At 65.1% G+C, this 13,553-nt stretch carries 10 protein-coding genes; 8 read left to right on the top strand and 2 right to left on the bottom strand.

The features are described 5' to 3' along the window. Positions 1–88 precede the first annotated feature (88 nt). From QZM67_RS21035 to QZM67_RS21015, 5 genes are all read left to right on the top strand, one after another. Positions 89–1,210 carry an HlyD family secretion protein gene (locus QZM67_RS21035; RefSeq protein ID WP_301806331.1) on the top strand — a complete coding sequence of 374 codons (1,122 nt, stop codon included), beginning with the start codon at positions 89–91 and terminating at the stop codon, positions 1,208–1,210. Next, entirely contained in the window at positions 1,203–2,789 is a 1,587-nt protein-coding gene (locus QZM67_RS21030) for an MDR family MFS transporter (RefSeq protein WP_175023014.1), read from the top strand. The genes QZM67_RS21035 and QZM67_RS21030 overlap by 8 nt, the downstream gene beginning before the upstream one ends. 13 nt (positions 2,790–2,802) lie before the next feature. After that, positions 2,803–4,290: an efflux transporter outer membrane subunit gene (locus tag QZM67_RS21025; RefSeq protein ID WP_301806328.1), complete on the top strand. Its 1,488-nt coding sequence runs from the start codon at positions 2,803–2,805 to the stop codon at positions 4,288–4,290. 327 nt (positions 4,291–4,617) lie between these two features. Then, on the top strand, positions 4,618–6,153 hold the full coding sequence (locus QZM67_RS21020) for a catalase (RefSeq protein WP_301806327.1): 1,536 nt from the start codon (positions 4,618–4,620) through the stop codon (positions 6,151–6,153). A 77-nt stretch (positions 6,154–6,230) separates the two neighbouring features. Beyond that, positions 6,231–6,842 (top strand): ankyrin repeat domain-containing protein, encoded by a 612-nt coding sequence (locus tag QZM67_RS21015; RefSeq protein WP_301806322.1) that lies wholly within the window; start codon positions 6,231–6,233, stop codon positions 6,840–6,842. A gap of 79 nt (positions 6,843–6,921) precedes the next feature. Here QZM67_RS21015 and QZM67_RS21010 read toward each other — a convergent pair whose 3' ends face one another. Continuing rightward, on the bottom strand, positions 6,922–7,716 hold the full coding sequence (locus QZM67_RS21010) for an APH(3')-II family aminoglycoside O-phosphotransferase (protein ID WP_301806319.1): 795 nt from the start codon (positions 7,714–7,716) through the stop codon (positions 6,922–6,924). Between the two features lie 38 nt (positions 7,717–7,754). Here QZM67_RS21010 and QZM67_RS21005 point away from each other — a divergent pair, with 38 nt between their 5' ends. The 3 genes from QZM67_RS21005 to QZM67_RS20995 all read left to right on the top strand — a co-directional run bounded on the left by QZM67_RS21005 (position 7,755) and on the right by QZM67_RS20995 (position 12,473). Then, positions 7,755–8,426, top strand: coding sequence for a hypothetical protein (locus tag QZM67_RS21005; RefSeq protein ID WP_301806316.1), 672 nt, complete (start codon positions 7,755–7,757; stop codon positions 8,424–8,426). A gap of 63 nt (positions 8,427–8,489) precedes the next feature. Further along, positions 8,490–10,322, top strand: a complete 1,833-nt coding sequence (locus QZM67_RS21000; RefSeq protein ID WP_301806314.1) for a protease pro-enzyme activation domain-containing protein — start codon at positions 8,490–8,492, stop codon at positions 10,320–10,322. Between the two features lie 450 nt (positions 10,323–10,772). Next, positions 10,773–12,473: a DUF3300 domain-containing protein gene (locus QZM67_RS20995; RefSeq protein ID WP_301806311.1), complete on the top strand. Its 1,701-nt coding sequence runs from the start codon at positions 10,773–10,775 to the stop codon at positions 12,471–12,473. A 138-nt stretch (positions 12,474–12,611) separates the two neighbouring features. Here the strand turns inward: QZM67_RS20995 and QZM67_RS20990 are convergent, their stop codons facing one another. After that, entirely contained in the window at positions 12,612–13,262 is a 651-nt protein-coding gene (locus QZM67_RS20990; protein WP_301806310.1) for a pyridoxamine 5'-phosphate oxidase family protein, read from the bottom strand. Between the last annotated feature and the right edge of the window lie 291 nt (positions 13,263–13,553).

The following is a 13,553-nucleotide window of genomic DNA, read 5'->3' as shown; positions in this document are numbered from 1 at the left end:
TCCTCGTCATTCGATCGATCGACATTCTACTTGACACAATTTTATCAACTGGAATAATTCTTCCACTTGGAATAAATTGGACGCCAGCATGTCGACGCTGCAAGACCCGCCACAGAAAGCAAATCGTCAGGAAAACGGAACAACGTCGCGCAACGGCACTGGCTCGAAGCGGCGCGTGCTGCTCGTCGCCGTCGTGCTCGCTGCCATCGGCGGCGCCGTCTGGCTCGGCCGATGGTGGACGGTCGGCCGCTTCATCGAGAGCACCAACGACGCGTACCTGCAGGCGGACAGCATGACTGCCGCGCCGAAGGTCGCCGGCTACGTGACCGACGTGTATGTGCGCGACAACCAGGCCGTGAAGGCCGGCGATCCGCTCGTGCGGCTCGACGTCCGCCAGTACCAGGTCGCGCTCGCGCAGTCGCTTGCGACCGTCGACGCGCGCCGCGCGGATATCGCACGCGCCGAGGCCGACATCAGCCAGCAGCACGCGAATCTCGAACAGGCCGACGCGCAGGCGAAGGTGTCGCGGATCAATGCACAGCACGCCAGCGACGAATACACGCGCTATGCGCCGCTCGCAGCGACCGGTGCGGAAACGCACGAACATGTGGCCGACCTGAAGAGCACGCGCGATCAGGCGACCGCGACGCTCGCCGCGAACAATGCGTCGATCGCTGCCGCGCGCACGCAGATCGCATCGTTCACCGCGCAGCTCCAGCAGGCACGCGCGCAGTTCGAAGCCGCGCAGGCCAGCGCCGCGCAGGCGCAGCTCGACCTTGACAACACGATCGTGCGCAGCACCCTCGCCGGCCGCGTCGGCGATCGCACGGTGCGGGTCGGTCAATACGTGCAGCCCGGCACGCGCATGCTGACCGTGGTGCCCGTCGACGCGATCTACCTCGTCGCGAACTTCAAGGAAACGCAGATCGGCAACATGCGCATCGGCCAGCCCGTCGAACTGCATGTCGACGCCTTGCCGGACGGCGCGTTGTCCGGCGTCGTCGACAGCTTCGCGCCCGGCACCGGCGCGCAGTTCGCGCTGCTGCCGCCCGAGAACGCGACCGGCAACTTCACGAAAATCGTCCAGCGCGTGCCGGTGCGCATCCGCCTCGCCGCGAACGCCCGCGCGCAGCGCATGCTGCTGCCGGGGCTGTCGGTGACGGTCGACGTCGATACGCGCTCGACCCGCGACGAGACGCACCATGGCTGAACCGTCCGCCACGATGCCCGCGCCGCCGCACGAAGGCCGTGCGAGCATGACCGACTGGATCGCAGTCGCGGCCGGCGCGCTCGGCGCGCTGATGGCGACCCTCGACATCTCGATCACGAACTCCGCGCTGCCGCAGATCCAGGGCGAAATCGGCGCGACCGGCACCGAAGGCACGTGGATCTCGACCGGCTACCTGATGTCCGAAATCGTGATGATCCCGCTCGCTGCGTGGCTCACGCGCGTGTTCGGGCTGCGCAATTTCCTGCTGACGAACTCCGCGCTGTTCATCGCGTTCTCGATGATGTGCGGCTGGTCGCATTCGTTGCCGATGATGATCGCCGGCCGGATCGGCCAGGGCTTCACCGGCGGTGCGCTGATCCCGACCGCGCAGACCATCATCCGCACGCGGCTACCGCTGTCGCAGTTGCCGGTCGGCATGACGCTGTTCGGCCTGATCGTGCTGCTCGGGCCGCTGTTCGGCCCCGTGCTCGGCGGCTGGCTCGCTGAGAACGTCAGCTGGAGCTGGTGCTTTTTCCTGAACCTGCCGGTGTGCCTGTTGCTGATGGCGCTGTTGATATTCGGGCTGCCGTCGGACCGCCCGCAATGGCACTCGTTCCTGAACGCGGACTGGCTCGGGATCTTCGGCCTCGCAATCGGCCTGAGCTCGCTCACCGTCGTGCTCGAGGAAGGCCAGCGCGAACGCTGGTTCGAATCGCAGATGATCGTCACGCTGAGCCTCGTGTCGCTCGCCGGGATGATCCTGATCGCGTTATCGCAGATCTTTGCGAAGCGGCCGATCATGCGGCTGTCGCTGATGCGCAACCCGCGCTATGCGAGCGTGATCGTGATCGTGTCCGCGGTCGGTGCCGGGCTGTACGGCGTGTCCTATCTGCTGCCGCAGTTCCTCGCGATCGTCGCCGGCTACAACGCGGAACAGGCGGGCGCGATCATGCTGCTGTCGGGGCTGCCCGCCTTTCTCGTGATGCCGATCCTGCCGCGCCTGCTCGGCAAGGTCGATTTCCGCATCCTCGTGATCTCGGGGCTGCTGCTGTTCTGCCTGAGTTGCATGCTCGACATCAGCCTGACCGCGCAAAGTGTCGGCCACGACTTCGTCTGGTCGCAACTGATCCGCGGCGTCGCACAGATGCTCGCGATGATGCCGCTGAACCAGGCATCGATGGCGGCGGTCGCGCGCGAAGACTCGGGCGATGCGGCCGGGCTCTACAACATGGCGCGCAATCTGGGCGGCTCGATCGGGCTCGCGATCATCGGCACCGTGATCGACCGGCGCACGACCTTCCATACGGCCGCGCTCCGCGAATCGGTGACGGCCAACTCGCTGATCGGGCAGGACCGGCTGTCCGCCTATGCAGCCAACTGGTTCGCGCACACCGGCGACCTCGCGTATTCGAACATGCGCGCGCTCGGGCAATTGGCGCAGCAGATCCAGATCCAGGCCGTCGTGATGACCTATTCCGAAACCTTTTATCTGCTGGGCCTTGCGCTGCTCGCCTGCGTGCCGCTCGCGCTGCTGCTGAGAACGCCGCGCGGGCCGCAGCCGATGTCGTCCGGCCACTGAACCGTCTGATGCGATGAAATCCTTCTCTCTGCCCCGCCACCCTGCACTCACGCTGTGCGCGGCTGCGTGCCTGCTCGCCGGCTGCACGGTCGGCCCCGATTACCGCGGCGCGCCCGCCGCACCGGATGCCCCGACCTTCGTGCGTGCGCCGGCCTCCGGCATCGACACCGCTACGCCCGCGCCGAGCGCGTGGTGGCACGCGCTCAACGATCGCCAGCTCGACGACCTGATCACCGCCGCACTCGTGTACAACCCCGACCTGCACGCTGCGCAGGCCCGCTTGCGCGCATCGCGCGCGCAGCTGTCGCAACAGCGCGCGGCGCAGTTGCCGAAATCGTCGGCCACCGCCGCCGCGATCCGCATGCGCGAGCCGGACGTCAGCGCGCTCGGTTCGCTGCTGCCGTCGAACGGCTCGAACCAGTCGGGCGGCACGTCGCCGTCGCTGGGCGGCTCAGGCCCGCTGCAGCTCTATTCGGCAGGCTTCGACGCAACCTGGGAAATCGACCTGTTCGGCGGCACGCGCCGCGCAGTTGAAGCCGCGTCCGCGCAGGCGGAAGCGGTCGACGCCGATCTCGCCGATACGCAGGTGTCGATCGCAGCCGAAGTCGCGAACGCGTATGTCGACCTGCGCGACCAGCAGCAGCGGCTGGCGCTGTCGCAGCGCACCGCCGAGTTGCAGCAGACGATGCTCGAACTCACGCAGCAGCGTCGCGCGCGCGGGGTCGCCGCCGATGTCGACATCGAACGCCTGACGACGCAAGTCGAAAACACGCGTGCATCGCTGATCCCGCTCGACGCGCAGGTGACGGAATCGCTCGACCGGCTCGCGATCCTGACGGGCCGCGCGCCCGGTGCGCTCGACGCAACCTTGTCGACACCGGATGCGACGCTGCCGACGCTACCCGGCAACGTCGCGATCGGCGATCCGGCCACGCTGCTGAAACAGCGCCCCGACATTCGCGCGGCCGAGCGACGGCTCGCATCGAGCAATGCGCAGATCGGCGAGCACGTCGCCGACTATTTCCCGAAGGTGACGCTGCTCGGCGATCTCGGCTTCAGCGCGACCGACCCGGGCCACCTGTTCCGCAAGCAGAACTTCACGTGGGTCGGCGCGCCCTATCTGCAATGGAACATTCTCGACTTCGGGCGGACGCGCGGCGCAGTGCGCGCGGCCGAAGCATCGCGCGACGAAGCGGAAGCGAATTATCAGAAGGCGGTGCTCGGTGCGTTGCAGGATGCAAACACGGCATTGCAGCGCTACGGGCACCAGCGCGAGCACGTCGTTGCGCTCACCAAGGTGCAGACGTCGGCCGTGCATTCCCGATCGCTGATGGACGAGCGCTATCGCGCGGGCGTCGCATCGATGATCGACCTGCTCGATACGCAACGCGAAGCGCTGTCCGCCCAGCAGAACGTAATCGCCGGGCAGGCGGAACTGATCAAGGACTACGTGTCGGTGCAGAAGAGCCTCGGGCTCGGGTGGCAAACTGGCGCGGGTTGACGTCGCGTTGATCGGTGCCGCGCAGCCGGGTTCGCCGAGGCTGTCGCGGTGCCGATGCTCGATCTGCAGATCGCATCACCCACGCAAGGCATCGCACGTTCAAGCGTCGGTGTTCGACGCTCGCGGATCGCTTTGCGAAGCGCGACGCAACAACTCATTGCGTGCACAACAATATTCACCGTCTGCGCCGACAACAAGCGGGCTCGCGCCGCATCGGCGACGCCGCTATCGGAAACATATCGAATATCAATTAGCCAATCATCTGACGATCTCTTCTAATTCAGTCGGCTTCCCCACCACCGATCGGATTCAAGGAGTTCCATCGTCATGTCTTCATCCTCCAGTCGTGTGCTGAGACACGCAGTCGCCGCTATCTGCGTGGCACTTTCCGCGTCGCCTCATGCCGCCGAACTCACTCGAGACACGGGCGCCCCCGTCGGCGACAACGCGAATTCGCAGACGGCCGGCCCTGCCGGCCCCGTGCTCCTGCAAGACTCCGCACTCATCGAGAAACTGCAGCGCTTCGACCGCGAACGCATTCCGGAGCGCGTCGTGCACGCGCGCGGCACCGGCGCATTCGGCGAGTTCGTGCCGACCGCCGACATCTCGAGCCTGACGAAAGCAAAGGTCTTCACACCGGGCACCCACACACCGGTGTTCGTGCGCTTCTCCACCGTGATGGGCTATCGCGGCTCGCCCGAACAGGCGCGCGATCCGCGCGGCTTCGCGGTGAAGTTCTATACGCAGCAGGGCAACTGGGACATGGTCGGCATCAACTGGCCTGTGTTCTTCATTCGCGACGGCATCAAGTTCCCCGACTTCGTTCACGCGAACAAGCCGAGCGCCGTGACCGGCGTGCAGGATCCGAACCTCGCGTTCGACTTCTTCGCGAACACGCCCGAAGCGACGAACATGCTGACGATGCTGTACACGAATGCGGGCATGCCCGATTCGTATCGTCACATGGACGGCTTCGCGGTGCATGCGTTCAAGTTCGTCAATGCGCAGGGCGACGTGCACTACGTGAAGTTCCACTGGAAAAGCCAGCAAGGCGTGCACGGCCTGCGTCCGCAAGATATCGACGCATCGATCGGGCGCGACTGGAACATGATGACGAACGACCTGTACGGCGCACTGAAGCAAGGCGACTTCCCGAAGTGGGATCTGTACGTGCAGGTGCTCACGCCGCAGGACCTGAATCGGTTCGACTTCGATGCGCTGGACGACACGAAGGTGTGGACCGGTGTCCCCGAGCGCAAGATCGGCACGATGACGCTGAACCGCGTGCCCGACAACTACTTCCAGTCGACCGAGGAATCGGCGTTCGCGCCGTCGCGACTCGTGCCGGGCATCGAGCCTTCCGAAGACCGGATGCTGCAGGATCGCCTGTTCGCGTACGCCGACACGCAGATGTACCGGCTCGGCGCGAACTACATGGATCTGCCGATCAACCGGCCCGTCGTACCGGTGGTCAACAACAACCAGGACGGCAAGATGAACGCCGGCGACCGCAAGGGCGAGGTGAACTACGAACCGTCGACGCTGCATGAACTCGCGCCGGATCCGCAGTACAAGTCCGTGCGCATGGCGCTCGGCGGAACGACGCAGCAGGAAGCGATCTACAAGAAGCTGCGGTTCCGTCAGGCTGGCGAGTACTACCGCAGCCTGTCGCAGCAGGACAGGGACGACCTGATCACCGCGCTGTCCGGCGATCTCGGCAAGGTCACGAACGCGCACAACCAGTACGCCATGCTGTCGTACTTCTACAAGGCCGATGCCGACTACGGCACGCGTCTCGCGCAGGCAGTTCATGCCGACGTCCGGCAAGTGCAAGCGCTCGCGGCAAAGCTGAGCGAGAACTGATCCCGCGGCTCCGGTCGCTGTCGACGTGCGGGGCTGCGCCGCGCGCGTCGACCTGACCCACACATCAGGACATCCACATGCAATCCAAACGCCTGACGCGCGCGATCCGTTCGACCGCAACGGCCCTGGCGCTGGCCGCGATCGCCGGTTGCGCGCACCTTCCCGACCGGCCCGCGTATTCGCGAGCCGATCCTGCCGCGCTGCGCCGTTACGACGGCGACTGGTTCGATGCCGCCCGCGTCGGACGCGTCGACATCCTGCGCGCATTGCACGACGCCGGCTATCCCGTCGACGCCACCGACAGTCACGGCTTTACGGCCGTGATACTCGCGTCCTACGACGGCCAGCCGGCCGCGCTCGACTACCTGCTGTCGGCCGGTGCAAACGCATGCGTGGGCGACCGTCACGGCAACACGGCGCTGATGGGCGCCCTCTTCAAGAACGAACCCAATATTGCGCGGCGCCTGATCGACACGCCATGCCCGATCGACCAGACGAACGGCGCCGGAGAAACCGCGCTGGGATTCGCCACGCTGTTCAATCGATTCGAGCTGATCCCGCTCCTGGTCGCACACGGTGCGAATCCGAATCATGTCGATCGGCGCGGCCAGTCGCTGCTGCAGCTCGCGCAGTCGCACGACAACGCGGAAGCTGTGGATGCGCTACGACATGCTGGTGCACGACAGTAAAAGCAGGATTCCTGCTGATTTCAGGCGAAACGGGAAACAAGGCAGCAATCTCCTGCGCCATCCGCAACATCAAACGGACTCAGAAAAATTCGTCGAGCAGCCGGTAGAAAGCAATCCGATCCGGATCGGGCTGCCCGATCCCGTATCGCGCGAAGAACGGCGCGATCCATTCGCTGCCGAGATCAGCTTCGATATCACGCGCCGCCAGCGCCAGATCCTGATAGCGATCGGCCACACCGAGGCGTCCACAGTCGATGAAGCCCGAGAAGCGACCGTCTTCAACCATGAAGTTGGGCAGACACGCGTCACCGTGCGTAACGACCTTGTCTTCGATCGACGGCCGGCTCGCATGAAGCCTGGCGAACAGTTCGTCGATCGGTACGCCCGTATTCGCATCGTCGAGGTTATCTTCGTCAACGAGCCCCGCGTGCATCCGCGCACGGGCACGCTCGATGCGAGAGGCGGCGCCGTGATCGAACGGGCAGGTTGCCGGATCGAACCGATGTAGTTCTCGCAGCGCATCGGCCATGATCGCGACCTTCGCCGCCGGCGCGAGCTGCGCGACTTCGAGATTTTCACCGCGCACGGCACTCAGCAGCATCCACTCGCGCCCCGCCGCCGACGCCACGTCGAGCACCTGCGCACCCGGCAAACCCGCCGTCGTCAGCCAGTGCAGTCGCGCCGCCTCGTCGCGCAGTTCGCCCAGCGGCCCCGCCGGTTCGGTCTTGATGAATCGGCGCGATCCATCGCGCGCATCGAGCCGGAACACCGCGGCATCCGACTGCCCTTCCGTCTGTCGCGTCCATCGGGCATCCGCCAGCGCGGCCTTCCAGGTCGCGGGCACTTCGATGCAAAGCTTGTCGTTATCGATCACGTCAGGTTCGATCCTCGTTGACTGGGCCGGCATGCGGCATGTCGGACACCTCGCGACTTCATGCCTCGCTTCCTGCCGTGCGCGGACTCGCCTTTCTCCAGCGCGCCCCGACGATTCGAGGCACGCGTCGAACACGATCGGTCAATCGCACCCATTACGCATCGAACCAGAAACGATCGGCAAATCGCATTCAGCATTACTTTCTTTGTTGGCTCCGAATATTACAAAATACTGCCAATATTTTCAAAAACATTGCACTTATTCGCTTTAATTTAGTTTCATATAATCAAAAAAAGTTTGACACCTCGCTTTCGTTCTTGATACCGTCAGACGCAAGCAATCTGACGAATTGCTCACTACGCAATCGCTTCCGCTCTACGTTTTTTCGCTTCCGCCGCACCGAAGTGCTCGCCGCCGGCCGTATCGTTCGCGCGCCGGTGCATGCAACATCCCGATGCATCTCATTGGACAACTGCCATCCGGCAGCGGGCCTAAGGATCGAATCAAATGAGCAGGACACCGAAACTGTTGCTCTAGCAATCCCGCCCGCGCCATTCGCTGCGCAGTTGCGTCGTTTCGCGGCGCAGCCTTCCCGTTACCGCGTTTTCCGTATTTCGCCTCCGGAGAAAAAACACCTTTCCGGATCGGGCGAAAGGCCCTGTCGCGTCCGCGCCATCCGCACGCGTGCGACAGAAATCGGCGGTGCATGATCCGCACCGCTGTCGACCGTTGTTGTTCGTGCCGTTCGATGTTCAACCGGAGGGGTAATTCAAATGAACCAGGTTGCAGACAAGAAACAAAAGCACATTCGCTTCGTCAAGCTCGCATTCGCCGCCGCTGCTGCCGCATCGTTCGGCATGGCGACGGTCCATGCCGCGCCGGCTGCCGGCTGGACGGAAACGCGCACCAAGGGCTTCCTGCCGCTCGTGCAGCAGAGCGAAGCCGGCACGGCCGGTGCGCCTGCCGCGAGCACGGCCGCCGCTGCCGCCGCGGCGGTCGAGCTGGCGCCGGGCGAATCGGTGGACATCGTGCTCGGGTTGAACCTGCGCAACGAAGCACAACTCGACCAATACCTGCACGACCTGCATACGCCTGGTTCACCGCATTACCGGCAGTTCCTCACGCCGGCGCAGTTCGCGGCGCAATATGCGCCGACCGACCAGCAGGTCGCCTCGGTCGTCGCGCATCTGCGCAAGGCAGGCTTCGTGAACATCGTGGTCGCGCCGAACCGCCTGCTGGTATCCGCGTCCGGCACCGCGGCGACCATCAAGTCCGCGTTCCGCACGACGCTCAAGCGTTTCACGCGTAACGGCCGCAGCGTCTATGCGAATACCGATGCCGCGCAAGTGCCGAACGCGATCGGCGGCGTCGTGGGCGCGGTGCTCGGCCTGCAGAACGTCGAGCTGATGCACACGGGCGCGGGCAGCCAGCCGCAAGGCAACACCAGCAACCTGACGATTCCGGCCGGCGCATCGGCGGTGCCGCACAACCCGACCGAATTCTCGTCGATCTACGGCGGCGACGGCACGCCGACGGCCTCGCAGACCACCGTCGGCATCATCTCCGAAGGCGACCTGTCGCAGACGGTGAGCGACCTCAATACGTTCGCCGCGAACAACAGCCTCGGCACGATCAGCAGCAGCATCGTGCAGACGGGTCCGTCCGGCAGCTCGTACACCGACACCGACGGCACCGTCGAATGGAACCTCGACAGCCAGTCGATCGTCGGCGCGGCCGGCGGCAGCGTGAAGCAGGTCGTGTTCTACGTCGCACCGTCGATGACGCTCACGGCGATCACCGCCGCCTACAACAAGGCCGTGACCGACAACGTCGCGAAGGTGATCAACGTGTCGCTCGGCGTGTGCGAATCGTCCGCGAACAGCACCGGCTCGCAGGCCACCGACGACACCATCTTCAAGCAGGCGATCGCGCAGGGGCAAACCTTCTCGGTATCCGCCGGCGACCATGGTGCGTACGAATGCGCGGGCGGCACACCGTCGCGCTCGACCTACACGGTAAGCGAGCCGGCAACGGCGCCGTACGTGATCGCGGTCGGCGGCACGACACTCTTCACGAATACGTCGACCCACGCGTACAACAGCGAGATCGTGTGGAACGATCCGAGCTGGCAGCCGGGCACCGTGTGGTCGACGGGCGGCGGGTACAGCAAGTACGAAGCCGCGCCGTCGTGGCAATCGTCGAGCCTCACCGGATCGACCAAGCGCGCACTGCCTGACGTCGGCTTCGATGCGGACCTGCGCACCGGTGCGATCCTCGTCGTGAACGGCCAGACGTCCAACACGCTGTGGGGCTCGGGCTACCTGAACAACGAAGGCGGCACGAGCCTTGCCGCGCCGATCTTCACCGGCATCTGGGCGCGGCTGCAGTCCGCGAACAACAATGCGCTCGGGTTCCCCGCGTCGAGCATCTACAAGTACTTCCCGGCCAACGCGGCGCTGCTGCACGACGTCACGTCCGGCAACAACGGCAGCGGCACCTACGGCTACAAGGCGAAGGCCGGCTGGGACGCGACGACGGGCTTCGGCAGCGTGAACATCTCGAAGCTGAACGCGTTCATCCAGAGCACGCCGGATTTCGCGCGCTGATGCACCGATGACCGCCCCGGTTCCGCGTGCGCGCTAGCGCACGCATCGAACCGGATGTGATCGTTTGAACGACCCGCGAGGGCTGCCAAGCCCTCGCGGGTTTTTTGCGTTCCGCGCAATCTCGCGGGGCAGCATCCGGCGCGACGACACACTCGCCGACCTTGCAATCGTTGCGCGAACAACTTTCAGATCCATTACCCGGGCAGCGCCAGCCTGCTTACGGACTGCAAGGCACACACACTGTTACACAACACCCAGACAACTTCCGCGCGTGTCACGCGTTTAACTGGATATATCGATTCGTCGCGGGACCACCACCATGCGAACACGACCCTGCCACCTGCACCGGCCGATACCCCCGGAGCAGACGCGGACGGTCGCGGCACCGTGCTCAAGCCGATCGCGCGGCCCGCGTGCCTGCCAACGCCGACACAACACCGAACGAACAACATGAACAACATACGTGCACACCGCCCCGTCAGAACGCTGATCGCGTCGTCCCTCATCGTGTCGCTGCTCGGCCTCTCGGCCTGCAACAAGAACGGCGACAGCAGCGCCACTTCGCCGGCCAGCGACGCGAGCGCGGCCGCGCCGGCCCAGCCCGCTTCGACGCCCGTCGCCTACACGCCGCCGACCGCCGACCAGCTCTATCAGATGGTCGCGCCGATCGCGCTGTTCCCCGACAAGCTCGTCGCGCTGGTGCTCGCGGGGGCAACGTACCCGGACCAGGTCACGGCCGCCAACAACTGGGTGACGCAGAATCCGTCATTGAAGGGACAGGCACTCGCCACCGCCGCCGATACGCAGCCGTGGGATCCGTCCGTCAAGGCCTTGACCGCGTTCCCCGCGGTGCTGTCGCAGATGGCGTCGAACCCGGCCTGGACCACGTCGCTCGGCCAGGCGTACTACAACGATCCGACCGACGTGATGAACGCGATCCAGGCGATGCGCCAGCGCGCGCAGACGTCCGGCCATCTCCGCTCGGGCGGCCAGATGCGCGTCACGCAAGTCGCGCAGGCCGCACCCTCCGGCTATACGCCGGCCACCGACGCGCCCGTCGTCTACGCCGGGCCGGCGATCGTGCCGCCGCCCGCGCAGGCCATCGAGATCGAATCGGCCCAGCCCGACGTCGTCTATGTCCCGACTTACAACCCGACGGTCGTCTACGGCGAGCCGGTCTCGTCCTACCCCGGCTACGTGTATCGGCCGCCTTCATACAGCACGGGTGAAGTCGTTGCCGCCGGCGTGATCACGTTCGGCGTCGGCATCGCCGTCGGCGCCGCGATCTTCGGGCACCACGACTGGGGCTGGCATGCATGGGGCATGAACTGGGGCGCGCCGCGTCCGGAAGGCCCCGGCTGGAACGGCGGCTGGCAGCGCCCGGCCGTGGTGTACAACCACACCACGTACGTGACGAAGTCGACCACCGTGATCAACAACATCACCAATATCCGCAACACGCGCATCACGAACAACTACGGCGGCAACGTCACCAACAACACGACGAACACGACGATCGAACGCAACACGATGCAGCCGGGCGCGACGCCGATGCGCGGGCAGGCCATGGAGCAGCACCCGGGCGCCGTGCCGATGACGATGCCGCACTTCGGCGCGAACGATACGCGCCCCGGCGCGCGGCCGTCGCCCGACGCATTCGCGCAGAACCGTGCAAACGAACCGCATGCCGAAACACCGGCGCCGCATGCGCCCGGCGCGATGCGTGACGAGCATCAGCAAGCGCTGCAGCAGGAGCGCGCCGCGCAGGAAAATCGCGCAACCGCGCAACAACAGCAATTGCAGCAACAACAGCGGAACGAAGCACTGCAGCAACGCGAGGAACTGCAACAGCACAACGCGGCACAGCAGCAACGCGCGGAAATGCAGCAACACAACGCAGCGGAGCAACAGCAACGCGCGGAAATGCAGCAACACAACGCAGCGGAGCAACAGGAACGCGAAGCAACGCAACAACGTAACGAGGCCCAGCAGCAACTGCACAAGGAGGCGCCGCCGCACAACGAAGCGCACCCTCAGGAACACGCGGCACAGCCGCCGCGGCAACCGGCCCCCGAGCACGCGCCTGCACCGCATCCACACGCTGCGGAGTCGCATCCGCCGCACGACGCGCATGAGCACCGCACCGAGTGAAACGCACCCCGTCACGACAGCGCGACCTTCGCGCTGTCGGCCCGCGAAGGTCGTGTCTCGCTGCCATGCAAAAGCGGCACGGCTCAAAGCACCGCGCGCTGCCGCTTCCAGCAAAATCGCACGGCCTTGTCGCGCAACTCACTCGGTCCAGTTGCGGACGTAGTCCGGCACCGGCATGGCGCCGTCGGCATGAACCGGTGCGCCGCGTGTCGTTTTCAGCGGCAGGATCCCCGTCCAGACAGCGAGCGCGAGATCTTCGTCCTTGTCGGACGGCATTGAATCGCTGACTTTCACGGCGGCTTCCTCAAGCGCAATCCGCAGCACGCTGGTCGCATTGAGTTCCTTCTCATTTCCGGGCCGCGCGTCATGCCGGCGACCGGGCGCGATCTTGTCCATCAACGCATCCAGCGCCATCAGCTTGTCCGCACTGCCCTCCACCACCTCGAACCGTCCGTAGATCACCGCGGATCGATAATTCATCGAATGGTTGAAGGCCGACCTGGCCAACACGAGACCGTCCAGCAACGTAATCGCGATGGACACCTGCGCACCCGCCGACAGCGCCTTGATCATCCGGCTGCCGTTGGACCCGTGAATATAGAGGTCATCGCCCCGTCTCCAGTGCGCGGTCGGGATGCAGTGCGTGTCGTCGCCTGTACCGAACGCGACATGGCAGACGTAGGCCTCGTCCACGATGCGATGAAGCATCATGCGATCGCGGTTCGCCAGTTCCGGCAGGCGGCGAATGGTGGTGCGGGAGGTGGGAGAGATGACGGTCTGGTCTTTCATGTTTCGTGTTCCTGTTCGCGCGCGCTTGCACGCATCGAGCGGCCCGCGTTCCGACACGACGCGGGCATCCACTCTGAATAGTTTTGCACTCCGAAGTTGATCGAATCGGATGCGTGCGGCTTCCACGGCTGCGCCGACCCGTCGATCGGCCCATCGACAGTCGCTTGCCAAATCGATCAAAATACGCGCGTGCCGCTATCGTGGACGATCGCCGGAATGACCCGCACGCCGGCCGGCACCGCGAGAACGTGAACGATACGATGCGCGTCGAATCTTCAAAAGAACCAGCTC

Source organism: Burkholderia sp. AU45251 (genome assembly GCF_030482905.1).
Classification (GTDB): domain Bacteria; phylum Pseudomonadota; class Gammaproteobacteria; order Burkholderiales; family Burkholderiaceae; genus Burkholderia; species Burkholderia aenigmatica.
The sequence above is the reverse complement of the archived record's forward strand: the minus strand, read 5'-3'. Positions and strand labels throughout refer to the sequence as shown.